The following is a 24,315-nucleotide window of genomic DNA, read 5'->3' on the forward strand; positions in this document are numbered from 1 at the left end:
ATGCCTGTTCATATCGAGCGTTGCGCAGGTATCGCCTACCTGACGCTGGATCACCCCGTGCGTCGCAACAGTTTCGACCTGCCCATGGCCGCCGCCCTGCGTGACTGTGTCCGCAGCCTGGTGGCGGAGCCACCCAAGGTAGTGGTGTTGCGCAGCAGCGGCGAGCACTTCTCGGTGGGTGGAGACGTTCAGTATTTCCGCCAGTTGCGCGAAGTGCCGCAGGACGCCCGCACGCAAGCCGTCGCGCAACTGGTCGGTGCAGTGAACGAGGCGGTCCTGGGGCTTACCGCGCTGCCTTGCCCTGTGCTGGGCCTGCTCAACGGCGCCGTTGCCGGTTTCGGGCTATCCCTGGCGCTGGGCTGCGACCTGCTGATTGCCGCGGAGGACGCCAGCCTCGTATACGCCTATGGCGCCATTGGTATAACCCCGGATGGTGGCGGCAGTTGGCACCTGCCCCGTCACCTAGGGTTGCACCGGGCATTGGCCCTGGCGTTGCTCAACCGGCCACTGCCCGCTCGTGAGGCCCAGGCGCTGGGGTTGGTGGTCGAAGTGGTGCCCCGCGAAGCCTTGCAGGCTTCGGGCATGGCGATGGCCAAGCGCCTGGCGGGCGGTGCCGCTGCCGCGCATGGGGGGGCCAAGCGCTTGTTGCGCAGTAGCCTGGATTGCGACCTGGCCACCGCGCTGGACAGGGAGCGTGCGTTGTTCGTGCACTTGAGTGGCAGCGACGACTTCGCTGAAGGGGTGGAGGCCTTCTGTCAACGCCGCTCGGCGTCCTTTGGCAGATCCTCGCGCCTGACGTAGGAGCCAGCTTGCTGGCGAACCAGGCATACACGGTGCAACGCTCTTCGCCAGCAAGCTGGCTCCTACAGGAGCAATTCTTCTGTCTTGACAGAAACTTGATAAACCCTGAAAGGAACGTTGAATGTGCCTCGCTAGCATGTTCCCCATACACACTAGCGAGTCATGAACATGTTCGAATCGAAGTCCATCAGGAAAGTCCTCGGCGCCTCGTTCGCCCTCAATGCGATCCTGGCATCGACCCAGGCCAGCGCGAATGAAAAGAGCGCGCTGGACAGTATCTGGGGTGACGAAACCAAGGTAACCGCAGGCTTCGCCCTGCACACCGCGCCGCGCTACTTCGGCGCCAAGGGCAGCCAAGGCCACTTGCTGCCGTCGGTCACCGTCCAGCGCGGCATCTTCTTCGCCGACAGCCTGTCGGGGGTGGGCGTGCAGTATCAGTCCGACAATGGCTTCAGCGCCAGTGCCGCGCTCGGCTATGACTTTGGCCGCGCCGACGGCGACAGCAAGTACCGCAATGGCTCGGACAGGCTCAAGGGCATGGGCGCGGTGGGCGGCGCGACGGTGGTCGACATCAACCTGTCGCAGCAGCTCCTGCCGTGGCTGGCGGTCACCGCCGAGGCTGAATTGCGCACCGGTGGCTACAAGCGTGGCGACCGCTATCAGTTCGGGCTGCTGAGCACGCTGCACCAGGGCGACCGGGACACCGTCACCTTGAGCCTGAACGGCCATGCGGGGCAGGCGAAGTACAACCAGACCTACTTCGGCGTCACCGCCCAGCAAAGCGAGAACACCGTGTTCGAGCGCTACAAGGCGGACCAGGGCATCTACGCCTACTCCAGCGAACTGGCGTGGATGCACCAGTTCGACCAGCACTGGTCGACCATCGCCAGCGTGAATGTCATGCACTACACCGACCAGGTGCGCAAGAGCCCGATCATTCGCCAGGACACGCCGGTGACGTCGACCTTCGGTGTGCAGTACGCGTTCTGATAATTACGCTGCGCGGAACGCCTCTTCGATGAAGGCCTCGAGCGCCTGCGCCTCGAGGATCTCGATCGAGAAATGCCCGAAGCGTTTCGGCAGCCAGATGATCCGCGCACCGGCAGGCGACTGCAGGTGCTCGCGGGCCAGCGGGTTGCCGTTCTCGTCCTCGGGCTGCACGCCGTTGGCCACCAGCTGGTCATAGGCCTGCTCGATGTCTGGCGTGCAATAGCAGTGGCGGTAGATCATGCCTTCGCCATGCGTGTCCAGCAGGTCCTTCAGGTTGCCTGCCAACGGCTGGACCAGCATGAAGCGTTCCTCGCCGATAAGGGCGATCGCGTAGCGCACGTGCAAGCCGCCGCGCTCCCACACCAGTGTCCTGGAGATTCGTGCGCCCAGCACCTGGGCGTAGTAACCACAGGCGGCCTCGAGGTCGGTGACCAGCACATCGACATGGCTGAACTTCAGGTCCATCGCATTGCTCTCCAGCTGCGGCTGCGCTCAGGGCTGCGCCGGTGTGTCAGGGGTCGGCTCGGCCTGTTGACTGGCCTCGGCAGCCAGCTTCGCCCGGTCGGCCTTGGAAATGTAGGTGTTGCGGTTTTTCGGCGCCAGCTTGGCGCTGGCCTTCTTGGCGTGGGCTTTCAACAGCTGGTTGATCTTTTTGCGACGGTTCATGTTCTGTGATCGAAAAGAGGCGGGTGAAGACTCTACCCGAGGGCGGCGGAGCGCGCGATTATACTTCGCCTTGGCCGCTGGCTGGCCAGCACCAACCGACCCGTCACTGACGAATCGTCACATTCGAGGCACACCATCGCCTGGCTGGCACTCAGCACACCCGCGCATGGAGCGCATCGAACCAGACAAGGAGTTGATCATGGGAAGCCAATCATTGCGTTCGGCCTGGATGCGGGCGCTGCTTTGGGGGGCACTGGCAGCGTTTGCCAGCCAAGCCACCGCCGAGGAAGTCTGCGCTTTGCCCGACACCGTGGAGCCCGCGCCCGCGCGCCCGGTGGACTATGTCAACAAGGACCTGCCCACGGACTACCTGGCCCTGGTGCTGTCCTGGTCGCCGGAGCACTGCGAGGCCCAGCGCAACAAACCCAAGGCGCAACGTGAGAAACACGCCTTCCAGTGCTTCTCCGGCAATCGCTTCGAATGGGTAGTGCATGGCCTGTGGCCGCAGAACGGCTACGCCCGGTCCGACCGCGACCATCCGCGCAACTGCCAGAGCGTCGGCTCGCTGCCTGCCTCGTTGGTCAAGCAGCACCTGTGCATGATGCCGGGCGCTGACCTGATGCAGAACGAATGGCAGGCCCACGGCACGTGTGGCTGGTCGTCCCCCGATCGCTATTTCGCCGATATCCAGCGGGTGTACGACACGCTGCGCCGCCCCACCACGCAAGAAATGCTGGGCAGCGACCCTGGCCCGAACCAGCTGGTGGAGACCAAGGTCAGCACGATCAAGCAGGCCTTCCTGTCGCGCAACCCGGCGCTGCCCGCGCAGAGCCTGCGGGTTTCGGTGGGCTCGGGCAACCGCTTGAAGGAGCTCTGGGTCTGCCTCGACAAGCAGCTCGCGCCCATGCCATGCCCGGCAGGCGGTACCCCCGACAACCAGCAGATCAAGGTCCGGTCGCCTTATCAGTGAGCGTTCAGACACTGAGTTGCAGATATTCGCGCTCCCAGGCGCTGATCACTTGCCGGTAATGCCTGTGCTCGGTGCGCTTCACCGCAACATAACCTTGCACGAAGCGCGCTCCGAGGTATTCCCGCAGTGCCTCGCAATGCTCCATTCGGGCCAGTGCCTCCTCGAGCGTTTGCGGCAGGCGCAGGCCGTTGTGGTCGTAGGCGCGGCCGTGCACGGGAGCGCTTGGGTTGACCTGTTCGAGCATGCCGAGGTAACCGCACAGCAGGCTGGCGGCCAGCGCCAGGTAAGGGTTGGCGTCGGCGCCGGGCAGGCGGTTTTCCACGCGCATCGCCGCCGGTTCGCAGGCCGGTACGCGCAGGCCGACGGTACGGTTCTCGGTACCCCATTCGACGTTCACCGGGGCGCAGCTGTCCGGCAAAAAACGGCGGAAGGAATTCACGTTGGGCGCGAACAGCGGCAGCACGTTCGGCAAGTGGCGTTGCAGGCCGCCGATATAGTGCAGGAAGCGTTCGCTCATGGCGCCGTCCGCCCCGGCGAAGAGGTTGCTGCCAGTGGCCATGTCCAGCACGCTCTGGTGGATATGCATCGCGCTGCCGGGCTCATGGGCAATTGGTTTGGCCATGAACGTCGCGCCGACACCGTGCCGGATTGCGGCCTCATGCAGCGAGCGCTTGAACACGATGAGCTGGTCGGCCAGGCGCAGTGGGTCGCCATGGCGGAAGTTGATCTCCATCTGCGCGGGGCCGCCTTCGTGGATCAGGGTGTCGAGGTCCAGGCCTTGGGCTTCGCACCAGAGGTAGAGGTCCTCGAACAGGGGGGCGAATTCGTTGGCCGCGTCGATGGAGTAACTCTGGCGACCGCGCTCGGCCCGGCCTGAGCGGCCGTCAGGGGCCTCCAGGGGCAGGTCGGGGTCGTGGCTGCGCCGGGTCAGGTAGAACTCGAGCTCCGGCGCAACGACCGGTTTCCAGCCCTTGTCGGCGTACAGGCCGAGCACACGCTTGAGCACATTGCGCGGTGACAGTTCGATGGGCCTGCCGAAGCGGTCGAAGGTGTCGTGGATGACCATGGCGGTCGGTTCCGCCAGCCAGGGCAATACGTAGACAGCCTGCGCGGCCGGGCGGCAGAACATGTCGACACCGGCCTCATCCAGCAGCGCATAGAAGACCGTGTCGTCGACGAAGTCGCCGGTCACCGTCTGCAGCAGCACGCTTTCCGGCAGGCGCATGCCGCCTTCCTCGAGGAACCTGGCGGTGGCAGCGATCTTGCCGCGGGCGATGCCGGTGAAGTCGCTGATCATGCATTCGACTTCGGTGATGCCCTGTTGCTTGAGCTGGCGTTCAAGGGGGTTCATACAAGTCTCGGCGTTTTATGAATCATCCGTGTGGCGCACAAGGCGATGGACGCCTTTGCGGGTGCTTCTGCAGGAGCCGGCTTGCCGGCGAACACCGGCTGTGCCGGTGCCAGCCACCGCGTTATCTGGTTCGCCGGCAAGCCGGCTCCTACAGGGGGCGTCAACAGGGTATGGATTCGCGTATCAAGTTGCCGTCGATTTCCCGCCTGCTTTCGTAAATTCTCGATAAAGCGCTCTGGATAGGCACTCTCAGGGTATGGAACCAACGGATAAGCGCCGCCTGTCCGTGTAGGACTTCGACTTCAGGTCGAGTAAGAAAATCATGGGTGCACTGTATATTCATCCAGTATTTGCGGGATTTTCCTGTTCCCGCATTCCCTGGAACGAAAAATGGCCCCGTGGACAGAAAATCCAGCTCGGTTAGTTTGAAGGCCTCTCCGCTGGAAACGGAGAGTTCTCAAACTAAATGGAGCTACAACGATGAACCAACCACAATCGCAATCCCCACTTCGCCACGGCCGCGTCATGTCCCCGGCCTCCCGCGGTGCCGTCGCCATCGACCTCGGCCTGCTCGGTGGCTGGCAGGTCAACGAGATGGAAGGCGGCAAGAACTTCCCGGCCCTGGTCGCCGGTCCGTTCCCCGCGCCGTTCGAGACCGACAACCCAAGCGTCGCGCCACCCGCCGACGGCTACATCCTCAGCGGTGGCAAGGCCGATGCCCGTGACTGCGTAAACTTCACCGACGAGGAAATGAGCAAGAAGCTCAACCGCGCGTTCACCTGGCCGCTGCTCAACGTCGACCCAGGCCAGGTGTTCAAGGTGAACTGGGTGTACACCGCGCCGCACACCACCCGTGGCTACCGCTGGCTGATCACCAAGGACGGCTGGGACCCGAAACAGCGCATCACCCGCGCCCAGCTGGAAGCCAAGCCGTTCGCCGAGGACTTCTACCCGCAGGTGCCGTACTACAGCCACGCCGGCGAGTTGAAGGCCAAGATCGATCACGAAGTGAAGCTGCCTTCGAACAAGAAGGGCCGTCATGTGATCGTGCTGATGTGGATCGTGGCCAACACCGGCAACGCCTTCTATCAAGCCTTCGACGTCGACTTCCAGTAAGCCGGCGGATATTCCACACGTTCTGAAGGATTAGAACATGTCTACGTTTGACTTCACCCAACTGAAAACGGCGGAGGATGCCGCCTCGAAGATGCCGAGCCTGGCCGGCAAGAAGATCCTCATGGGCTACTGGCACAACTGGCCCGCTGGCCCCGCCGATGGCTACCAGCGCGGGCAGTTCGCCAACATGAGCCTGGAGGATGTGCCACGGGACTACAACGTGGTGGCCGTGGCCTTCATGAAGGGCAGCGGTATTCCCACCTTCAAGCCCTACAACCTGTCCGACGCCGAGTTCCGTCGCCAGGTGGGCGTGCTGAACAGCCAGGGCAGGGCAGTGCTGATGTCCTTGGGCGGCGCCGATGCGCATATCGCGCTGAACCCGGGCCACGAACAGCCACTGGCCAATGAGATCATCCGCCTGGTGGAAACCTACGGCTTCGATGGGCTGGACATCGACCTTGAACAGAGCGCGATTGACTTCGCTGCCAACAAGACCGTCCTGCCCGCCGCGCTGAAACTGGTCAAGGACCACTACGCCGCCGAAGGCAAGCACTTCATCATCAGCATGGCGCCGGAGTTCCCCTACCTGACCGCCGCCGGCCGCTACGTGCCCTACCTCAAGGCGCTGGAAGGCTATTACGACTTCATCGCGCCGCAGTTCTACAACCAGGGCGGCGATGGGCTCTGGGTCGAGGAGGCCAACAACGGGCGGGGCGCGTGGATCGCCCAGAACAACGACGCGATGAAAGAGGACTTCCTCTACTACATGACCGAAAGCCTGGTCAGTGGCACCCGCGGTTTCACCAAGATCCCGGCCGACAAGTTCGTCATCGGCCTGCCGGCCAACGTTGATGCCGCGGCCACCGGCTACGTGATCAACCCGACGGCCGTGTCCAATGCGTTCAAGCGGCTTTACGCCAAGGGCATTTCGATCAAGGGCCTGATGACCTGGTCGGTCAACTGGGACAGTGGCGTGAACAAGAACCATGTGCCCTACAACCAGGAGTTCAGCCGTCGTTACGGGCCGTTGACCAGCGGCAGCAACCAGGCCGCCGCCACGCAAGATGAGCTGCAAGCGCAGACGGCTGAGTAACACGCGATCAAGGCGACATCCGGCAGACGTGCCGGATGTGCCACGGATTTGATTGTCGAGGCCAATCACCCGGAATCCGATGCCGCAAGGCATCGGATTTTTGCCGTGACTCGCCGAGGTATCGAAGCGGCAGACCAGATGTCCGAAAATGGCGAGCCTCATCCCTGCCCAAGGCATAGGATGTCCTCCATGCCAAATATCATCGATCCCCCCGAAAGCGACGCCTGCTACCTGGCCGTGAAGGCGCACGATGCCCGTTTCGACGGTACCTTCTTCACCGCCGTGACCAGCACGGGTATCTATTGCCGGCCGGTGTGCCGGGTGAAGACGCCCCGGCGCGAGAACATCCGTTTCTACCGCCATGCCGCCCAGGCCGAAGCGGCAGGCTTCAGGCCCTGCCTGCGTTGTCGGCCGGAGCTGGCGCCGCGCGCGGCCGCGTGGAGCACCGAGGACGCGTCGCGCATCCTGGCGCTGCAGGCGGCGCGGCTGATGGACGAGCCGGAAGCCTTGCAGGGTGTGACGGGGACGGGTTCGATGGTCGCCATCGCCAACCATCTGGGCGTGAGCGACCGACACCTGCGGCGCATCTTCGAGACGCACTTCGGTGTTTCGCCCCTCCAGTACCTCCAGACACGACGGTTGCTGGCGGCCAAGCAATTGATCGCCGACACGCAACTGCCGATGACCCAGGTGGCCTTGGCCAGCGGCTTTGGCAGTGTGCGTCGTTTCAACGATGCGTTTTCCCAGCACTATGGCCTGAACCCGAGTGCGCTGCGCCGGGCCAAGGACTCGCCGGGCGGGCAGGGTGTCAGCGTGCGCCTGGGCTGGCGCCCACCTTATGACGTGGAAGCCATGCTGGGCTTCCTGCGCCTGCGCGCCATACCCGGTGTGGAATGCGTAGAGGGGTTGCAGTACTCGCGCACCCTGCGCCTGGTCAAAGACAAGCACGAATACAGCGGCTGGCTGCGGGTACACTTCGACGAGGCGCATGCCCAGGTGCTGGTCACGATCAGCGAGTCACTGGCGATCATGCTGCCCACGCTGATCAACCGTGTACGCGCCGCCTTTGACCTGGATGCCGATCCGCTCGCCATTCACAGCGCCTTGCGCGCCACGTTTCCATTGGGCGAGGGCGTGCGTGTGCCCGGGGCGGTGGACGGTTTCGAACTGGCGGTGCGCGCCGTGCTCGGGCAGCAGATCAGCGTGGCCGCCGCGCGCACGTTGGGCGCGCGCCTGGCCGCCGCATTCGGCGCAACCATCGAGACACCCATCCCAGGCCTGGACCGCCTGTTCCCGACACCTGCCGCCCTGACGGCGGCCAGTGGCGACGCACTTGGCCGGTTGGGCATCACCCGCCAGCGCCAATCCGCGCTCAAGGCCTTGGCCGAGGCTGTGGAGGAGGGGGGCCTCGTCTTGAGCCCCGGTGTGGATGTTGCCGCGACGTGCGCCCAGTTGCGGGCATTGCCCGGTATCGGCGACTGGACGGCCCAGTACATCGCGATGCGCGCACTGCGCTGGCCCGATGCTTTCCCGGCCGGCGATGTGGCCCTGCAAAAAGCCCTGGGCGTGAGCAGTGCCAGCGCCGCCACGCAAGCGGCGCAGGGCTGGCGGCCCTGGCGTGGCTATGGGGTGTTGCGTGCCTGGTTGGGGTTGGCGGACACAACACGATGACCTGCGAAGCGATCCACAAACATGTGTGTCATGTGCAGGGGCGATTACTCATTGGCGTGAGAGCGCGTTCAACACCGCCATGGCGTTCTGGGCGTCATTCACGCCGACGAAGATATGGTCATGGTAATAGGCGGCCATCACATTGCAGCTGATGCCGGCCTTGCCCAGCGCAGTGGCAAACGCCGCGGTCAGCCCCACGGCCTCCAGCGAGGAGTGGACGGTCAGGGTGATCCAGGCACACACGTAGCTGTAGGGCAGCTTCAGCGCATCGGCGCTGCTTCGCTGCAGAATCACGGTCCATCCTTCGCGTTCCTTGAAACTTCCGACAACCTCCACGTCTGGCAGCGTCATTGGGTCAATGCCGGTGACGAACACATATTCGCCGTCGTTGAGTTCGGGCTTCATGGACTGGAGCAGTTTTTCAAGCGAGGTTTCGCCGTTCATCGCGGGGATCCTGTGGGAGTGAGCGGGCAGTCTAGGGTGTTCACCAGGTGAGATTGAAATTAGCTTTGCAGACAGGGTATTAGAGCGATTCATGAAGCATCGGCCAGCCCAGGATGCAATGCCATTCGATTGGCGAATATCCCATGTACGGAATGTCGATTTTCATTCGAAACCTGGATGGAGCAAGCTGCTCATCCCCATCGGAATACATCACCGAAGTTCAGGAGGTGACAAGGTGACGGTTTTCACTATCCAGCAAATCGACCACATCGTGCTGCGCGTGCAGGACATGCAGCGCAGCGTGGATTTCTATACCCAGGTACTGGGTTGCTCGATCAGCAGGCACAATGAAGCGCTCGCCATGATCCACCTGGCGGCGGGTGGTTCGATGATCGACCTGGTGGATATCGAAGGCCCGTTGGGCGCCAAGGGCGGTGGGGCACCCGGGAAGGAGCGGCGCAACGTCGATCACTTCTGTCTGCGCGTGGAGCCGTTCGACGAGCAGGCGATCATTGCCCATCTGCAAGGGCACGGCATCGAGGTGGAGAAAGCCGCCAGCCGATACGGGGCAGAGGGTGTGGGCTTGTCGCTCTATTGTTTCGATCCTGATGGCAATCAAGTCGAGCTCAAGGGGCCGGCAGAGGTCGTCGGTGCCTGATCGAACGTCAGGTGCCCTGTCGCCACCCTCGCGGCTACACTGATTCTGCAACGCTGGCAGGGAGGCCTCGGTTCGGCTGCCGATGACAACAGCGTCGCCGACAAATGCCTTGATCGAAAGGCTGGATTGAACAAAGGGAAGTCCGCGCAGTGTCCCTTATGAAGCATTACCTGCTTTAGCCACTGTGAGGACAAAGCGTCATGAACATCGCCAGAGTCAACCCAAAGCTGATGGTGGTGGGGGACTCACTGCCCCAGGGCTGCAGAAGCCTGACCGTCAGGGCCTCGCTCTGTGCCCAGTCCTGGCCGGCGCGGCTTGCCGCTGCGCAAGGCTGGGACTTTGTTCCGCCTGATCATCCATGGGAAGTCCTGTTCGATCTCGAACAGGAAATCAGGCGACTGAACCCGATCCTCGTTGCGCCCTCCGCACTTTCCCTGGTCGGTTTGCCGGATCGCATCCTGGACAACCTGAACCTCTGGGTGGCGGCCACCCCCAACTCCCTGCATCAATCCTTCGACAACCTCGCCATTGCCGGGAGCGAGGTTCACCATATGTACAGCGGTTCATGGAACACTTTCTTCAGGCAGGTACAGGCGCACCTGAGAACAGATCTCGCGGCACAGCTCGACCATTTCTCCGACCTGCATATCGCTATCAATGGGCAATATGTATTGAACCCACAGAAGGTCGCCGATTTCGATGACTTCTCCCCGCTGGACTGGGTCGAACGGCGGCAACCGGAAATGTTGGTGGTGCACTCCGGGCACAACCACGGGCTTTTCAAGTTTGGCTTCCTGGGGAAAAACCAATCGATCACCCAGGGCGAGCACAACGGCAGGAACTACTTCCAGCAGTGGCAAGAGGTGGCTGAACGGATTGCCAGGCTTCCAGCGTCGGTCGAGCGCGTCGTGATCGTGCTGCTGCCCAAGGTCAGCGCGGTTGCCGCGTTGCAGCCTGTATCCGACCTGCGTGAAGATGGCTACTCCGAGGCCTACCGTGTCCGTTTGCTGCCGACATCGTTGAAGATTGACCGCAGTGTCGTTGTCCAGGCCGACGCACAAGTCCGTGAGGTCAACTCAAGAATACGAGACCTGTTTATCGAAGCCGCGAACGCCACGCAAACGGCACACCGCCTGGTGTTTGTGGATACCTACCAGGCATTTGATGAAATCGACTATAAAAATCGGTTGAATGAGACGGCGCGTGTCAGGGTAAATGCCAGCCAGTTCATTGATAATCGCTACCTGGACGGCGAGCTGGACTTCGCGGCCCCGCAGGGGAAACGCCTCAAGGCCGGCGGCTACCTGAGCATCGATGGCATGCATCCCAGCGGTGCGGGATATGCCGATCTCGCCTGCCGGGTCATGACCGAGCTCAACTTGCCCCATGACCGGGATGCAATCATGCAGCATGCGTTCGACCAGGATCGGTTGCTCAGCAACTACCCATTGGAGCTGGATGCGCTCCTGAACTATGTCGATGTGCTCAGGCCATTCAACGACGCCAATTGGTTCTCCACCGATTCGCCAGACCGGCTGAGAGACCATACGCATTTCAGCCAGGCCATCAAACAGCTGGCCAAGCTTTTCACGAAGTAGTCGAGGCTCAGTTCAGTACCTGATCCGACCGTCAAGTGCCCTGGCTGCATGCCAGGATCGCGTCCCTGATCCAGCGGTTCGCCGGGTCTGCGTCCTTGCGCGAATGCCAGGCCTGTTGGTACGACAGCACCGGCAGGTCCAGCGGGGCATCGAAGGTGCGCAGCGTCGGGTAGCGGTCGAGGCCCCGCACCGCCCAGCTCGCCACCGTCAGGATCAGGTCGGTGCCGGCGATGAGTTCGATGGCAGCGCTCCAGTGCGGCAGCGCCACGGCGATCCTGCGCCGTACCCCCATTTGCGCCAGCACGCGCTCGATTTCGTCGTTGGCATCGGGGCGCAGGGCGAGCATGACGTGCGGACGCTCCAACCACTCCTCGAGCGACAGGCAGCCGCACGCCGGCAGGGCGCTTTCATCGGCGAGGCTGACGAAGTGTTCGGGGAACAGCTCCTGCACCCGCACGCCTTGGGGGTATTCCGGGAAAATGCCCAGCGCCACATCGAGCTCGCCATCCGCCAGCTGGGCCATCATGGTCTCCCGGCTGGCCTGGCTGACCGCCAGGTCCACCCCCCGGTGCGACGCGGCGAACATGACGAACCAGCTTGGGCAGCACACGGCGCGCAGCGTAGTCGGAAAGTGACAAGCGCAAGCGCGCCTGGGATTGGCCCGGGTCGAAAGCGGATGCCCCCAGCAGATCATTGAGATGCCTCAGGGACTGCTCGAGCGGCCCCAGCAAGCTTTGCGCGCGGGCGGTCAGCACCAACTGGCCGTCACGGCGTATCAGCAAGGGGTCGTCGAAGTGCAGGCGAAGTTGAGCCAGGGCATGGCTGACGGCGGGCTGGCTTTTATGCAGGCGCACCGACGCACGGGTCACGTGCCGCTCCAGCAACAGCGCGTGGAGGGTCAGCAGGAGGTTGAGGTCGATCCGTCGTAGTGCTTCCAGCATGTGCTCGATTCTGTCCGATGCGTCGGGGCAGGGTAGCAACATGTCGAAAGGGATGACAGCCGCGGCACTTATGGATGGCGCGGTCGGGTGGTGGTTTCACGTATCGCGATGCTGGGGTTCTTGTCACTGCTGCAAGTGCCGCTATCGTTGGCGGAAAACACCAACGGGAAATACCTCTTCGTGCAGCGGTGTGCCGTGTGCCATGGCGCGGATATCAAGGGGACGGGGCCGTTGGCAAAAAAGAGCAACCCGCCAACGCCGGACCTGACCAGCGTTGCATTCAAGAAGCGCTTGAACGACTATCCAGGCGTTATCGTGTCCTCGGTCATCCTCCGCCCAAATGGCAACCTGATTCCGAAAACGCTGCAGGAGAATGGGGTGAAGATTCCGCCGCATGCCTGGAGCGTCAAGGATTTTCGCGACCTGCATGAGTACATGAGTGGGGTGATTTCGAGGAAATGACTAGCTGGGGATGAGGTCCTACATGGATTAATCAGACTTTCCCCATTTCGCGCAGGGCGTTTCCCAAGCATGCTTTGAGCACTTTTGCGCTATCGAAGTGACGGCTAGTCTCGCCGGGGCGTTGCCAAATCAACGACCGGGCCTGCAATCCCGTCTGAACATCGATCTGTGCTCACTTTCTGAGTCGCTGGCGTTTGTCAGTGGTTGTGCTCAATGGTGGCTGCGTGCGGTTGGCCTTCGTGCTGGCCGGGTTAGTGCTCGATGTTCCCCGGACTTGCAGACCCGCACGTAGCCGCCACCCATCTCCCTGCAGGTGATCGGGTGCCCGGTTGATCATTCATGAACGTCGAGTATGAAGTCATGTTGAAGATCGTCCCGGATCCACCGCCTTCCACCGAATCCCCTAACTTCCTTGAAGACCCCTTGGTCCACGCCACTGAGTACGTCATGTGCGCGCTGGCGGTGACGCATCAATCGCTGACTCACCTGCCCAAATCGCCTGCCACGCTGGTGATGCTGACGGTGATGCACGAACTCGATGCCACCCGCACGTTGCTGGAGTCGGCACTGGCTCAGCTACAGATGAGCACCCGGCCGCCATCCTACACGCGGCACTGACTGGCCTGCGCAGGCCCTTGTAGGAGCGGCTTCAGCCGCGATGCAGACACCGCGGTACCTGGCACCAGCGTAACTGGTGATCGCGGCTGAAGCCGCTCCTACAGGTATCTCGGTGTGCCGGGTCGGGTTCACCACCTTGACGCACACTGCACCGAATGTTCACATGCCGCCCAGTTTCAGGTGTCCCAAGCCGCCGCGCCTGGGGTGAAACGGGAAACCGGTACGCGCTTCGCGCCAGTCCGGTGCTGCCCCGCAACGGTATGCGCGTGATGCCCTCGAACAGACCACTGTGGCCAATTGGCCATGGGAAGGCGAGGGCATCCAGCCTCGCGAGCCCGGAGACCGGCCTGGAATCTTTTGGCGAGAATCCTGCGGTGGGCGGGCATGGGTCGGTCTGGGCCCATGCTCGATGCCTGCGGTGCTTGCCTGCACGCCCGTCAGTACGCGCAGCCCCACGAATTCGCTGTCAACGTGCCCCAGGCGATGGCCAAGGTGCGCGGGCAGACCTACGCCGAGTACGCCTGGCCAACCCTTTTCGGGCGGCTGTATCGGAACAACGGCACCTATGTCGCCAGTGCCTTGGCAGTGGCCTTGGCAGTGGCCTTGTCGCTGTTTCTGGTGCTGGCGTTGTGGGCCAATGGCATGCTGCTACCCGGTCGGCTGGCGGGTAATTTCTATGCGGTCTTCCCGCACAACACCCTGGTGCTGATATTCGGTAGTGTCTTTGTCGGAGCTGGTGTGGCCCTGGCGGTGGCGGTTCGTCGTTTCTGGCGTTCGGTCTCGCCTGCCGAGGCGCTGGCGCAACGGGCCAAAGGGGCAGTGTTCGGGGAGTGAACCATGGACGTAGCCGGTTTTTCCCCTGTGCCGCATCGGGCGAAACGCAAGGCGTTTCGCTTACCGGTTGGGCCACTTGTCCAGCAGGATCGACACGAACTTCTCCGCTGCTGGCGACAGCGACGCCCCTCTGCGATAGACCAACCCCAGGGTGCGGGTGACCTGGGGCTCGATCAGCGGCACGCTGACCAGCGTCGGGTGGTCGGCGTTGGGCATGGCCAGGCTGGGCATGGCCGACACGCCCAGCCCGGCCTCGACCATGCCCAGCGAGGTGGACAGGTGCTGAACCTCATAGAACCACTTGGGCCGCAGGTTGAGCCCGGACAGGGCATGGTCCAGCAGCATCCGGTTGCCGCTCAGTCGGCCTACGCCGATCAGGCGGTAGTCGGCCAGTTCTGTCCAGGTGACGGCGTCACGGTTCGCCAGCTTGTGGTCCCTGCGGCAGGCCAGCACGAAATGCTCCTGTACCAGGGAGACGAACTCGATGTCCGGGTGCTGGCCGCTCATCATGTTGATGCCGAAATCAGCCTCGCCCCGCAGCACGGCTTCGAGCCCGTCGTTGGCGCTGAGGTCCAGCAGACGAATGCGGATCTTCGGGTATTGCTCGTTGTAGTCGCGGATTACCGAAGGCAGGAAGTAGAACGCCGCGGTCGGGATGCAGGCGAGGGTGACCTGGCCGGTCTGTCGTTCGGCGAGTTCGCGAATGCTCAGGATCGAGTCCTCGAAGTCATCCAGCAGGCGCCTGGCCTTGGGCAGGAAGTCACGCCCGACGCTGGTAAGGCTGACGCGACGGGTAGTGCGTTCCAGCAGCGAAGTGCCCAAGCCTTCCTCGAGCTTTTTGATTCGCCGGCTCAGGGCGGGCTGCGACAGGTGCAACGCTTCTGCAGCTTCATGGAAGCTGCCGAGTTCGGCGATTTTCACGAAAGATCGTATGTCTTGCAGCTCGTATTCCATCTCGGATCGCTCTTTGGTCCTGGTTCTTTATTGATGCATTTATCGGAATAATAGCTACGATATTTGCATTGGATTGATTTATCCATCCCTGTCAGTCTTGTGCTCACAGCATCAATGATGTCCATTGATCAACAAGAGTGCGAAATCATGCAACGAATTCCTTGCGTACTCATGCGCGGTGGCACCTCCAAGGGCCCCTTTTTCCATGCATGGGACCTTCCTGCCAATGTGGTCGAACGCGACGAATTGCTGATCAACCTGATGGGCTCCGGGCATGAACTGGAAATCGACGGCATCGGTGGCGGTAGCCCGCAGACCAGCAAGGTAGCGATTGTCAGCCCCTCGCTGCATGCCGACGCCGATGTCGACTACCTGTTCGTACAGGTGATGGTCGCCCAGCGCCGGGTCGATACCGCGCCCAACTGCGGCAACATGTTGTGCGCCGTTGGCCCTTTCGCCATCGAGCAAGGCCTGGTCAAGGGCCAGGACGGCAAGACTCTGGTGCGTATTCGCAACCTTAACACCGGTACTTTCGTCAACTCGCTGGTGGAAACCCCCGGCGGTATCGTTCGCTACGAAGGCCGTACGGCGATCGATGGCGTACCGGGCACTGCCGCTCCGGTGCACCTGACCTTCCTTGATGCGGTCGGCAGCAAGACCGGCAAGCTGTTCCCCACTGGCAAGGCCAAGGATGTGATCGATGGCGTAGCGGTCACCTGCATCGACATGGCCATGCCGATGATGGTGGTAGAAGCCAGCCAGCTGGGTGTCAGCGGCTCGGAAAGCCCGGCCGAACTCGATGCCAACGTCGGTCTGCTCGAGCGCCTCGAGGCGTTGCGCCTGAAGGCCGGCAAGGCCATGGGCCTAGGCGACGTCCGCGGTATGGTCATCCCGAAACCGGTGCTGGTGTCCAAGCCCCGCTATGACGGCACGTTGCAGGTTCGCTATTTCATGCCGCACAACTGCCACCGCGCCCTGGCCATCACCGGAGCGATAGGGCTGGCGACTGCCTGCGTCAGCCCAGGCACCGTCATCGGCGAGCTGCTGGGCGAGGGCGCCGAGCAACTGGCCGAGGTTCGCCTGGAACACCCAAGTGGCGGTATCGATGTTGCGCTGTCACGCAGCGGTGCCGATGGCAAGACGATTCAGGCCTCGGTGGTGCGAACGGCCCGGCGGCTGTTCTCAGGCTTCGTTTACGCCCCTACATTCCGCAGGTTGGCGGGGTAGGCCCAGAGCGGTAGCCAGATCTGTACATTCGCAACTAGCGCATCCGCACAATTTCAATAATGGGTGATGCCTCATGAGACTTGCCAAATCGCTGTACTTCCAGATCCTCTGCGCCGTCCTGCTGGGTGTGGTGGTCGGTCACTTCTGGGCGCAACAGGCCGTTGCGCTCAAACCGCTGGGTGACGCGTTCATCAAGCTGATCAAGATGATGATCGCGCCGGTGGTCTTCTGCACCATCGTCACCGGTATCGCCGGCATGACCGACAAGCGCTCCCTCGGGCGTTTGATGAGCAAGACCCTGCTGCTGTTCCTGGTGCTGACCGTGGTCAGTCTGATGATCGGCCTGGCAGCGGTATACCTGTTCCGCCCTGGGGTCGGCATGAACATCGACCCGGCCACGCTCAGCACCGAGGGGCTTGGCCAGTACGCCGCGTCTGCGGCGAAGCTCGGTGTTGTCGACTTCTTCATGCATATCATTCCCGACACGTTCATCGGTGCGTTCAACAAGGGTGAAGTGTTGCCGGTGCTGTTCATCGCGGTGCTCAGCGGTTTTGCCCTGTCGTCCATGGGCGAGAAGGGCAAGCCGGTACTCGATGTGCTGGAATCGGCTTCAACCATGGTGTTTCGCATCTTTGGCTACCTGATGCGTTTCGCCCCGGTCGGCGCCTTCGGTGCGCTGGCCTTCACCGTCGGGCAGTACGGCGTGACGTCCCTGGGTGCATTGGCCAAGCTGGTGGGTACGCTCTACATCGCCTGTGCGTTTTTCGTGCTGGTGGTGCTCGGCGGCATCTGCCGTGCCCACGGTTTCAGCCTGTGGAAGCTGCTGCGCTATTTCCGCGAGGAGTTTCTGGTGGTGCTCGGTACCTCGTCCACCGAGCCTGTGCTGCCACGCATGCTGGAAAAACTGGAGAAGCTGGGCTGCAAGAAGGGTGTGGTCGGGCTGGTGCTACCAACCGGCTATTCCTTCAACCTCGACGGTACTGCCATCTACCTGTCGCTGGCGGCGGTGTTCATCGCTCAAGCCTGCAACATCGATCTGAGCCTCGGTCAGACGGTGACCATGCTGGCGATCATGCTGTTGTCGTCAAAAGGCGCAGCGGGTGTGACCGGTAGTGGCTTCGTTGCGCTGGCCTCGACTTTGACCGTCATTCACGACATCCCGTTGGCAGGGCTTGCCTTGCTGATCGGCATCGATCGCTTCATGTCCGAGGCGCGTGCCCTGACCAGCCTGGCCAGCAACGCCGTGGCCACCGTGGTCATTTCGCTGTCGGAAAATGCCTGTGACCGTGAAACCATGTTGCGCCGGCTGAACGGCATTGCGGTTGCACCCGCCGAGGCGGGCGCGGTACCGGCCGAATGGTCTGCCGAGCCTCGGCATCACGGCTGAAAGCCACTTCCACTTCCCATCGTTGACTTAGAATCCCACTCAGCATCCCGGCGATGCCGAGTGGGGTAGGGGGCCGTCTGCCTTGCCGATGGCCGCAACAGAATAAAAACAAGAGATAAGACCATGCTCGCACTCCTGGGCCTGATCATGGTGGTGACCTTCACCTACCTGATCATGAGCAAACGCCTGTCGCCAATCGTTGCGCTCACCGTGGTACCCATTGTCTTCGCAGTGATCGGCGGCTTCGCCCCCGAACTGGGCAAGATGATGCTCGATGGCTTGAAAATGGTGGCGCCCTCGGCAGCGCTGTTGCTGTTCGCCATCCTGTTCTTCGGCCTGATGATCGATGCCGGACTGTTCGACCCGCTGATCCGCAAGATCCTCAAGCGCGTCAATGGCGACCCGGTCAAGATCGCCATCGGTACCGCGCTGCTGTCGTTGCTGGTGGCGCTCGACGGTGACGGCACCACCACCTACATGATTACCTGCGCAGCCATGCTGCCACTGTACAAGCGCATCGGCATGAACCCGATGATCCTGGCAACGGTGTCCATGCTGTCGCTGAGCATCATGAGTGGCATGAGCCCCTGGGGCGGGCCGGCGACCCGGGCCATTGCCGCGCTCGGGCTGGATGCGACCGAGTATTTCATCCCGATGCTGCCGACCGTGATCGGCGGTGCGGCATGGGTGGTGTTCACCGCCTTCCTGCTGGGCCGTGCCGAGCGTCGACGTATCGGCAACATCGCCCTGGAGTCGGGGGGCGGTAACTGCTACATCAAGGAAATCCTCGGCGACAACCCGCACAAGCGCCCCCGCCTGGCGTATGTGAACCTGGTGCTGGTGATTGCCGTCATGACGGCTCTGGTGATGGGCGTCATGCACTCCGCACTGTTGTTCATGATCGGTTTCGTCGCGGCGCTGATGATCAACTACCCGCAGTTGGAGCTGCAGAAAGAGCGCATTCTCGCCCACTCGGGCAACGCGATGACCGTGGTGCTGCTGGTATTTGCCGCAGGCATCTTCGCGGGGATCTTCTCGGGCACCAAGATGGTCGATGCGCTGGCGCAGACCCTGGTCGACTGGATTCCCGAGGCGTGGAGCCACTGGTTCCCGCTGGTGGTGGCGCTGACCAGCATGCCACTGACCTTTGTACTGTCCAACGACGCCTACTACTTTGGCGTGGTGCCGATCCTTGCCAACGCTGCGGCCGCCTACGGCATCCACCCGGTTGAAATCGCCCGCGCCTCGGTGCTTGGGCAGCCAGTGCATCTGATGAGCCCGCTGGTAGCCTCGACCTTGCTGCTGGTGGGCATGGTCGATCGCGACATCGGCGACTTCCAGAAGGCCACCGTGAAATGGGCGGTGCTGACATCGCTGGTCATCACCGCACTGGCCTTGGTCACGGGTGCCTTGTCCTTCTTCGTCTGATCTGTCCAGGGCACCGTTGCCGCCCAACCTCATCCAAGAACAACAACAGAGTATCGAACATGTCCCGAACTGTTTTCCGTGGGGCCACTTGTGGCCTGCTGTGCGGCTGGCTGCCTGTGGCCGGCGCCGCCGGATTCATCGACGACGGCAAGCTCAAGCTGCAGTTGCGCAACGTTTACTTCAACGAGAACTTCCGCGACGAACAAGGCATGAGCGCCCGCGCTGCTGCAAATGCAAAGAGCGAGCGGGTGGAATGGGCACAGGGGGGTCTGCTCGACTACCAGTCAGGGTTCACTCAAGGCCCGCTGGGGCTGGGGATCGATGCCCTGGGGCTCGCAGGCGTACGGCTTGATTCGGGCCGCGGGCGCAGCGGTACCGGCTTGCTGCCGGTGCATGACGATGGTCGTGCCGCGGACGAGTTCGCCAGTGCCGGGGTGACGGCAAAGGCGCGACTGGGGCAGACTACGGTCAAGCATGGCACCTTGCTGCCGAAGACGCCGGTGCTGGTCTACAACGATGCGCGGTTGTTGCCGCAGACCTACCAGGGCACGCAACTGACCAGTACCGATGTCGATGGCCTGACCTTGACTGCCGGCCACCTGGACCGCTTCAAGCAGCGGGATTCCTCCGACAGCACGGGCCTGTTCCTGGATGGCTACAGCGGCGAGGAGTCTGGCGGTTTCAGCTTTGCCGGGGCCGACTATGCCGTCAGCAAGCAGCTGCGCTTGAGCTATTTCCACGGCCAGCTCGAGCACTTCTACCGCCAGGACTACATCAGCCTGGTACACGACCTGTCTTTGGCCGGCGGGGTTTTCACCACCGACTTGCGCTATTTCAAGAGCCGCGACAGCGGAGCCGCTCATGGTGGCGAGATCGACAATGACATGTTCAGCGGTCAGCTCTCCTATACACACTCCGGGCATACTGTCGGTGCCGGTTACCAGGTGCTCGACGGCGAGGCCGGGTTGCCATACATCAGCGGCGCGACGGTCTATTCGTTCAGCAATGTGGGCATCGGCAAATTCATCGAGGAGGAAGAGAAAACCTGGATGGCGAGCTATGCCTACAATTTTGCAGCGGCCGGTGTCCCCGGGCTCACCTTCATGGCGCGCTACCTGAGCGGGGACAACGGTCGCTCCGCTGACGACGGGCTAAGCGAGTGGGAGCGTGATGTGGAGCTTGCCTACGTGGTGCAATCCGGGCCTGTGAAAGGGTTGGGCGTGAAACTTCGTAACTATGTCTACCGTTCTGATTTTTCCCGCGGTCGCGACAGCAACCGGATCTATCTGACCTACGATATAGCGGTTTGGTAATGTCGGCAGCGCGAGCATGCGCTCTCGGAGCGCTCGCTCGCCAGGTGCTGGCAGATAAATGAATCACGCTCCGGACGGCTGTGGCGCTTTCCTGCCTAACCGGATCAGCTCGTTGGAGAAACACAGCCCGCTGAGGATCAGCCCTGCGCCAAGGTACAAAGTGTCTCTCGGCACCTCATTGAGGATCAAGAACGCCAGTAGCGCGGCAAACAGCGGTTCCGTCAGTTCCAGTGCCTGAACTTGCGATGGTTTCAGATACTCGATGGCCTTGGTGGTACAGAAGAAGCCGAGGATGGTCGGCAACGCGGCCAGAGCCAGCAATGCCATCGCCGCCACCAAGGATAACTCTCCGATGATGAACCCGTCGGTCGCAGCCGGCATCAGCAGGTAAAGACTGCCGAAAAACAACAGTTGCCGAGTGAAATGCAGCCCTCCGGAAACGCCCATGCGCTTCATGGCAACCGAAAATGCGCCATATCCGCAGCCCCCGATCGAAGCGAGCACTGCGCCTTGCAGCGTGAAGCCTTGTTCCAGGTCAGCGCCAAAAATCACGGCAATACCGGCTATCGTCAATCCGGCGCCTACCGTCGCGTTGGCGGTAATTGGGTCTTTGAGGATGAGCCGCCCCAGCAAGATCGAAGAAATGGAGGCGCTTGCCATCAGGATCACCACGACGCCTGCTGCGGCGTAATGGCTGTAGGCCGAGGTTTCAAAGTGGAACAGCACAAAAATGCCGAGAAAGGCGCAAACGGCGGCAGGGAGCCACCTGGCCGTATGCACGGGCCGCTTGAGGAACATGAGCAAGGCTGACAGCAACAGGCAGCCAAGTACGGTTTTTATCAGGGCGATGCTGCTGGCGCTGAATCCACTGTTCATCAACACCTTGCTGAGTACGCCGATGGTTGCATTCAGTGCAGCGGCGCACAGTGCAAAGAGGACTCCTTTGCCGAAACGAGATTGCATCAGTGCATTCCTTGTCATTGGTCTTGAGCCTTTGCTTGGTCGACATACAGGCCATTGCGGCCTGCTTGCTTGGCGAGATAGAGCGCCTGGTCCGCGCGTTCAAGCAGTGATGACGGGCTGTCGAGGGTTGGCCCGCCGGAGCAGGCGATACCGATACTGGCGGTCACATGCCCGAAAGGGCTGCCTTCGTGAGGGATGGATTGCAAGGCCAGGCGCTCGAGCATCAGCCTGGCAACGACGGTCGCTCCGTCATGGTCGGTATCGGGCAGGATCACAGCCATTTCCTCACCCCCGTAACGTGCCAGCAGATCGCGAGGGCGGCGGATGCAGGAGGCGAGCAGGTGAGCCATCTGCTGCAGGCAGGCATCGCCAGCCGGATGCCCATAGGTGTCGTTGTAGCGTTTGAAATGATCGATGTCGATCATCAGCAAAGCCAGCGTCGTCCGGTCTCGATAGGCCGTGCGGATCTCCTGGGTCAGCGTCTCGTCAAGGCAGCGTCGGTTGGCAAGCCCTGTCAGCGCATCATGCATCGCTTGGCGCTCGAGCTGCTGGTTGCTCTCAAGCAGTTGCTGCTGGGTCAGTCGAAGTTCGCTTTCGACCGCGTCTCGCCGGCTCATGGCCCGAATCAGCAGCCAGCCAATGGTTCCGGTCAATGCAAGCAGCGCTGCAACCACCAGCGACGACAGCAGCGCCTCGAGCCGCCAGGCCGAGAGTGCTTCCTGCTTGCCCAGCGCGACCGTTGTCACCAGGGGTAGCTTGTCGCTCTTGCGAAAGGCATAGAGGCGCTCCACGCCGTCCAGGCTGGAGGTGAATGATGCGGTGCCGGCTGACTGGTCGATGAGGTACTTGGCGAAGATTGGCGACGTTGAAAAGTTGCGCCCCATGTCCTGTTCCCGAAACGGATAGCGCACCAGCATGGACCCGTCGGTAAAGGTCAGCCCGATGGCACCGTCATGGCCGACGTCCAGCTTGCCGAAAAGCTGCAGGAAGTTTTCCACGCCAAGCGTCATTGCAACAACGCCGGCAAAATCACCGTGGTCATCATTGAATCGCCTGCTGATGGTGATCACCCATGCCTGGGTGACGCGGCTACGGATTGGCAGGCCGATGAACGGGTCGCGGGACGGGTCGTCACGGTGGTGGATGAAGAAGGCCCGGTCGCTGCTGTTGGCCCCGACAGGGGTAGGGCGGTTGGACGACATGAGCCAGCGACCATCCTTGGCATAGATGGTGATGCCGCTCATTGGCGGCATCAATGGCTGCTGACGCTTGACCAACTGACCCAGCCGTTCGATCTGCCCAGGTTCGGCGCCCTCGGTTTCCAGGCGCTCGACCAGGCCGAGCAGCAGCATTGAGCTCTGCCGGACGATACCTTCCGAATAGGTGGACAGTGCCTGGGTCAGGTTCAGGCCATGGACATCGATGTCTTCCAAGGCACGCTCGCGAGAAGCCATGACCTTCCAGAGCGTTAGCGAGGCGAGGGAACAACCTATGACCGATAGCAATAGCACAACGAGATGAATGTCACGCTTCACGTCAATTCACGCGCCTTTTCCCCGAGGATCAAGTTTAGCGTCGACCCGCTTAAACTAACCAGGCGGTCAGGAAGTAACTACCTGGTTCATGTGCAATAAGATAACAGCTAATTCGTGGTGCCGTCCGACAGAATTGCACGGGCTGAAGTCTTCCTCCGGGCGCGCGACGTCATTATCTTGCAACAGGGGTTCAAGCACAGTGAGCAGGGTAATCAGGCAAGTAACCCTGGACGTAGCGCACGGTCTTATCCAGCGTTCTCGCCATGTCGGGATGTGCCAACTGATACTTTCGTTCCAGTTGCTCGCTTTCACTCATGTCGAAGCGCTGCGTCTGAATGAAGTTCAATGACTCGGGGCTGATCGCGAACCTGGCCGCGAGCCCGGGGATCTTCAATAGCCCCTTGAGCAAGCCTATCGGTACATGGCGGTGGGGTGCCTTGATCTTCAGCGTTTTTGCCAGTTGTTCGAGCATACCCTGCAAGTTCGGCGTGTGCTCGAAGAGCGCCAGGGCCTCCCGGTTGGCCATCGAGGGGTCGAACGCCACGCAGGTCATCATCTTCACCAGGTAATCAACGCTGACCAATGGCAACCAGTGCCTGGTGGAGCCGGGGACAGCCTTGAAGCGGCCCAGGGCCAGATTTCGAATGAGTTCGGCCAGTGGTTGTCCTTCAGGGATATGCCCACTCTCGCTGTGGCCACATACCGTAGCAGGATGAACGATCGCGTAATCTGCGCCCACTTCCTGCATGTAACGGATAACTGCAAAATGGGACTCCAGCTTGCTGCCTTCGTAACCACCTGCACGGCCGTAGACTGTTGGCCAGTGAGTGTTTTCAGGGTGCTCGTTATCAACCCCGATACTTGTAAGGTAGGTAAGGTTCTGCACCATATAGCCGCCCACCATCAGTAAGCGGACGCGCTGGTTCGCCGCGAGCCTGGCGACTCTCAGTGCTCCTTGCACATTGACCGCACGGGCCTGTTCCATTGTCAGGCCCCAGGTAAACTGTGCCGCGAGGTGGAAAACAACAGAGGCCGAAGACACGCGTTGCTTGTCTGCTTCGCTGAGTCCAAGCCCCTCCCTGCTGATATCCCCTTCAACCGCATGAATAAAAGCAGGGTCACCGCCCAGGCGGGTTACCTGCTCTCTGAGGTGCCCGATGTTGTCGGGGTTGCGCATAAGCACCCGGGTCGTGTGCCCTGTTGCAGTGAGATGTGCCAACAAATGTTGACCCACAAACCCACTGCCGCCTGTGACGAAGCATTCCACGCTCATGTCTGAACCCTTGTCTGGATGA

General features: G+C 61.8%; 22 protein-coding genes, 3 pseudogenes and 1 riboswitch. Of the genes and pseudogenes, 15 read left to right on the top strand and 10 right to left on the bottom strand.

Annotation, left to right across the window (positions count from 1 at the left end):
* A complete protein-coding gene (locus JYG34_RS12385) occupies positions 1–801 on the top strand; it encodes an enoyl-CoA hydratase/isomerase family protein (RefSeq protein WP_213660945.1) in 801 nt (266 codons plus the stop codon).
* Positions 802–969: 168 nt separating this feature from the next.
* Complete coding sequence (locus tag JYG34_RS12390; protein WP_213660946.1) at positions 970–1,791, top strand: MipA/OmpV family protein; 822 nt, start codon at positions 970–972, stop codon at positions 1,789–1,791.
* Between the two features lie 3 nt (positions 1,792–1,794).
* Here the strand turns inward: JYG34_RS12390 and JYG34_RS12395 are convergent, their stop codons facing one another.
* Together JYG34_RS12395 and JYG34_RS12400 are read right to left on the bottom strand one after the other, a co-directional pair.
* Positions 1,795–2,256 (bottom strand): VOC family protein, encoded by a 462-nt coding sequence (locus JYG34_RS12395; protein ID WP_213660947.1) that lies wholly within the window; start codon positions 2,254–2,256, stop codon positions 1,795–1,797.
* 27 nt (positions 2,257–2,283) lie between these two features.
* Complete coding sequence (locus tag JYG34_RS12400; protein ID WP_213660948.1) at positions 2,284–2,457, bottom strand: DUF2986 domain-containing protein; 174 nt, start codon at positions 2,455–2,457, stop codon at positions 2,284–2,286.
* Positions 2,458–2,656: 199 nt separating this feature from the next.
* On the opposite strand from JYG34_RS12400, the gene JYG34_RS12405 reads away from it, so the two are divergent.
* Positions 2,657–3,427, top strand: a complete 771-nt coding sequence (locus JYG34_RS12405; RefSeq protein WP_213660949.1) for a ribonuclease T2 family protein — start codon at positions 2,657–2,659, stop codon at positions 3,425–3,427.
* A 4-nt stretch (positions 3,428–3,431) separates the two neighbouring features.
* Here the strand turns inward: JYG34_RS12405 and JYG34_RS12410 are convergent, their stop codons facing one another.
* Positions 3,432–4,778 carry a glutamine synthetase family protein gene (locus tag JYG34_RS12410; protein ID WP_213660950.1) on the bottom strand — a complete coding sequence of 449 codons (1,347 nt, stop codon included), beginning with the start codon at positions 4,776–4,778 and terminating at the stop codon, positions 3,432–3,434.
* Between the two features lie 480 nt (positions 4,779–5,258).
* On the opposite strand from JYG34_RS12410, the gene JYG34_RS12415 reads away from it, so the two are divergent.
* From JYG34_RS12415 to JYG34_RS12425, 3 genes and pseudogenes are all read left to right on the top strand, one after another.
* Positions 5,259–5,894 (top strand): lytic polysaccharide monooxygenase auxiliary activity family 9 protein, encoded by a 636-nt coding sequence (locus tag JYG34_RS12415; RefSeq protein ID WP_213660951.1) that lies wholly within the window; start codon positions 5,259–5,261, stop codon positions 5,892–5,894.
* A gap of 37 nt (positions 5,895–5,931) precedes the next feature.
* Positions 5,932–6,957, top strand: a pseudogene (locus JYG34_RS12420) (chitinase); the annotation flags it as partial.
* 219 nt (positions 6,958–7,176) lie between these two features.
* Positions 7,177–8,658 carry an AlkA N-terminal domain-containing protein gene (locus JYG34_RS12425; protein WP_249746267.1) on the top strand — a complete coding sequence of 494 codons (1,482 nt, stop codon included), beginning with the start codon at positions 7,177–7,179 and terminating at the stop codon, positions 8,656–8,658.
* Positions 8,659–8,706: 48 nt separating this feature from the next.
* Here the strand turns inward: JYG34_RS12425 and JYG34_RS12430 are convergent, their stop codons facing one another.
* Complete coding sequence (locus JYG34_RS12430) at positions 8,707–9,102, bottom strand: ACT domain-containing protein (RefSeq protein WP_213660953.1); 396 nt, start codon at positions 9,100–9,102, stop codon at positions 8,707–8,709.
* A gap of 235 nt (positions 9,103–9,337) precedes the next feature.
* Between JYG34_RS12430 and JYG34_RS12435 the strand changes: the two genes are divergently transcribed.
* Positions 9,338–9,760, top strand: a complete 423-nt coding sequence (locus tag JYG34_RS12435) for a VOC family protein (RefSeq protein WP_213660954.1) — start codon at positions 9,338–9,340, stop codon at positions 9,758–9,760.
* Between the two features lie 200 nt (positions 9,761–9,960).
* The gene (locus JYG34_RS12440; RefSeq protein ID WP_213660955.1) at positions 9,961–11,358 is read left to right on the top strand and encodes an SGNH/GDSL hydrolase family protein; all 1,398 of its coding nucleotides are present in this window, start codon (positions 9,961–9,963) and stop codon (positions 11,356–11,358) included.
* A gap of 31 nt (positions 11,359–11,389) precedes the next feature.
* Here JYG34_RS12440 and JYG34_RS26325 read toward each other — a convergent pair whose 3' ends face one another.
* Positions 11,390–11,944 (bottom strand): LysR substrate-binding domain-containing protein, encoded by a 555-nt coding sequence (locus JYG34_RS26325; protein WP_249746285.1) that lies wholly within the window; start codon positions 11,942–11,944, stop codon positions 11,390–11,392.
* Between the two features lie 208 nt (positions 11,945–12,152).
* Positions 12,153–12,341: pseudogene (locus JYG34_RS26330) on the bottom strand (helix-turn-helix domain-containing protein); the annotation flags it as partial.
* 66 nt (positions 12,342–12,407) lie between these two features.
* On the opposite strand from JYG34_RS26330, the gene JYG34_RS12450 reads away from it, so the two are divergent.
* The 3 genes and pseudogenes from JYG34_RS12450 to tcuB all read left to right on the top strand — a co-directional run.
* Complete coding sequence (locus tag JYG34_RS12450) at positions 12,408–12,761, top strand: c-type cytochrome (RefSeq protein ID WP_249746286.1); 354 nt, start codon at positions 12,408–12,410, stop codon at positions 12,759–12,761.
* 360 nt (positions 12,762–13,121) lie between these two features.
* Positions 13,122–13,379: a hypothetical protein gene (locus tag JYG34_RS12455; protein WP_213661166.1), complete on the top strand. Its 258-nt coding sequence runs from the start codon at positions 13,122–13,124 to the stop codon at positions 13,377–13,379.
* A 161-nt stretch (positions 13,380–13,540) separates the two neighbouring features.
* A riboswitch (cobalamin riboswitch) is annotated at positions 13,541–13,744 on the top strand.
* A gap of 49 nt (positions 13,745–13,793) precedes the next feature.
* Positions 13,794–14,201: pseudogene (gene tcuB / locus JYG34_RS12460) on the top strand (tricarballylate utilization protein TcuB); the annotation flags it as partial.
* A gap of 72 nt (positions 14,202–14,273) precedes the next feature.
* On the opposite strand, the gene JYG34_RS12465 reads toward tcuB, so the two are convergent.
* Positions 14,274–15,167 carry a LysR family transcriptional regulator gene (locus JYG34_RS12465; protein ID WP_085622438.1) on the bottom strand — a complete coding sequence of 298 codons (894 nt, stop codon included), beginning with the start codon at positions 15,165–15,167 and terminating at the stop codon, positions 14,274–14,276.
* Positions 15,168–15,314: 147 nt separating this feature from the next.
* On the opposite strand from JYG34_RS12465, the gene JYG34_RS12470 reads away from it, so the two are divergent.
* From JYG34_RS12470 to JYG34_RS12485, 4 genes are all read left to right on the top strand, one after another.
* Positions 15,315–16,394, top strand: a complete 1,080-nt coding sequence (locus tag JYG34_RS12470) for a 4-oxalomesaconate tautomerase (RefSeq protein ID WP_213660957.1) — start codon at positions 15,315–15,317, stop codon at positions 16,392–16,394.
* A gap of 73 nt (positions 16,395–16,467) precedes the next feature.
* The gene (dctA, locus tag JYG34_RS12475; protein WP_213660958.1) at positions 16,468–17,781 is read left to right on the top strand and encodes a C4-dicarboxylate transporter DctA; all 1,314 of its coding nucleotides are present in this window, start codon (positions 16,468–16,470) and stop codon (positions 17,779–17,781) included.
* Between the two features lie 123 nt (positions 17,782–17,904).
* Positions 17,905–19,209, top strand: a complete 1,305-nt coding sequence (locus JYG34_RS12480; RefSeq protein WP_213660959.1) for a CitMHS family transporter — start codon at positions 17,905–17,907, stop codon at positions 19,207–19,209.
* A 59-nt stretch (positions 19,210–19,268) separates the two neighbouring features.
* Complete coding sequence (locus JYG34_RS12485) at positions 19,269–20,522, top strand: OprD family porin (RefSeq protein WP_213660960.1); 1,254 nt, start codon at positions 19,269–19,271, stop codon at positions 20,520–20,522.
* Positions 20,523–20,585: 63 nt separating this feature from the next.
* On the opposite strand, the gene JYG34_RS12490 is transcribed toward JYG34_RS12485, so the two are convergent.
* From JYG34_RS12490 to JYG34_RS12500, 3 genes are all read right to left on the bottom strand, one after another.
* Positions 20,586–21,485 carry a DMT family transporter gene (locus tag JYG34_RS12490; protein WP_213660961.1) on the bottom strand — a complete coding sequence of 300 codons (900 nt, stop codon included), beginning with the start codon at positions 21,483–21,485 and terminating at the stop codon, positions 20,586–20,588.
* A 14-nt stretch (positions 21,486–21,499) separates the two neighbouring features.
* A complete protein-coding gene (locus JYG34_RS12495; RefSeq protein ID WP_213660962.1) occupies positions 21,500–23,020 on the bottom strand; it encodes a sensor domain-containing diguanylate cyclase in 1,521 nt (506 codons plus the stop codon).
* Between the two features lie 190 nt (positions 23,021–23,210).
* Entirely contained in the window at positions 23,211–24,293 is a 1,083-nt protein-coding gene (locus tag JYG34_RS12500) for an SDR family oxidoreductase (protein WP_213660963.1), read from the bottom strand.
* Positions 24,294–24,315: the final 22 nt, after the last annotated feature.

The organism is Pseudomonas entomophila, from assembly GCF_018417595.1.
GTDB classification, from domain to species: Bacteria; Pseudomonadota; Gammaproteobacteria; order Pseudomonadales; family Pseudomonadaceae; genus Aquipseudomonas; species Aquipseudomonas entomophila_C.

Coding starts and splice junctions, on each gene's coding strand:
- JYG34_RS12500 (WP_213660963.1), bottom strand. CDS start 24,293: ATGAGCGTGGAATGCTTCGTCACAGGCGGCAGTGGGTTTGTGGGTCAA.
- JYG34_RS12450 (WP_249746286.1), top strand. CDS start 12,408: ATGCTGGGGTTCTTGTCACTGCTGCAAGTGCCGCTATCGTTGGCGGAA.
- JYG34_RS12385 (WP_213660945.1), top strand. CDS start 1: ATGCCTGTTCATATCGAGCGTTGCGCAGGTATCGCCTACCTGACGCTG.
- JYG34_RS12425 (WP_249746267.1), top strand. CDS start 7,177: ATGCCAAATATCATCGATCCCCCCGAAAGCGACGCCTGCTACCTGGCC.
- JYG34_RS12440 (WP_213660955.1), top strand. CDS start 9,961: ATGAACATCGCCAGAGTCAACCCAAAGCTGATGGTGGTGGGGGACTCA.
- JYG34_RS12400 (WP_213660948.1), bottom strand. CDS start 2,457: ATGAACCGTCGCAAAAAGATCAACCAGCTGTTGAAAGCCCACGCCAAG.
- JYG34_RS12395 (WP_213660947.1), bottom strand. CDS start 2,256: ATGGACCTGAAGTTCAGCCATGTCGATGTGCTGGTCACCGACCTCGAG.
- JYG34_RS12390 (WP_213660946.1), top strand. CDS start 970: ATGTTCGAATCGAAGTCCATCAGGAAAGTCCTCGGCGCCTCGTTCGCC.
- JYG34_RS12470 (WP_213660957.1), top strand. CDS start 15,315: ATGCAACGAATTCCTTGCGTACTCATGCGCGGTGGCACCTCCAAGGGC.
- JYG34_RS12465 (WP_085622438.1), bottom strand. CDS start 15,167: ATGGAATACGAGCTGCAAGACATACGATCTTTCGTGAAAATCGCCGAA.
- JYG34_RS12485 (WP_213660960.1), top strand. CDS start 19,269: ATGTCCCGAACTGTTTTCCGTGGGGCCACTTGTGGCCTGCTGTGCGGC.
- dctA (WP_213660958.1), top strand. CDS start 16,468: ATGAGACTTGCCAAATCGCTGTACTTCCAGATCCTCTGCGCCGTCCTG.
- JYG34_RS12430 (WP_213660953.1), bottom strand. CDS start 9,102: ATGAACGGCGAAACCTCGCTTGAAAAACTGCTCCAGTCCATGAAGCCC.
- JYG34_RS12415 (WP_213660951.1), top strand. CDS start 5,259: ATGAACCAACCACAATCGCAATCCCCACTTCGCCACGGCCGCGTCATG.
- JYG34_RS12490 (WP_213660961.1), bottom strand. CDS start 21,485: ATGCAATCTCGTTTCGGCAAAGGAGTCCTCTTTGCACTGTGCGCCGCT.
- JYG34_RS12455 (WP_213661166.1), top strand. CDS start 13,122: ATGTTGAAGATCGTCCCGGATCCACCGCCTTCCACCGAATCCCCTAAC.
- JYG34_RS12410 (WP_213660950.1), bottom strand. CDS start 4,778: ATGAACCCCCTTGAACGCCAGCTCAAGCAACAGGGCATCACCGAAGTC.
- JYG34_RS26325 (WP_249746285.1), bottom strand. CDS start 11,944: ATGTTCGCCGCGTCGCACCGGGGGGTGGACCTGGCGGTCAGCCAGGCC.
- JYG34_RS12405 (WP_213660949.1), top strand. CDS start 2,657: ATGGGAAGCCAATCATTGCGTTCGGCCTGGATGCGGGCGCTGCTTTGG.
- JYG34_RS12480 (WP_213660959.1), top strand. CDS start 17,905: ATGCTCGCACTCCTGGGCCTGATCATGGTGGTGACCTTCACCTACCTG.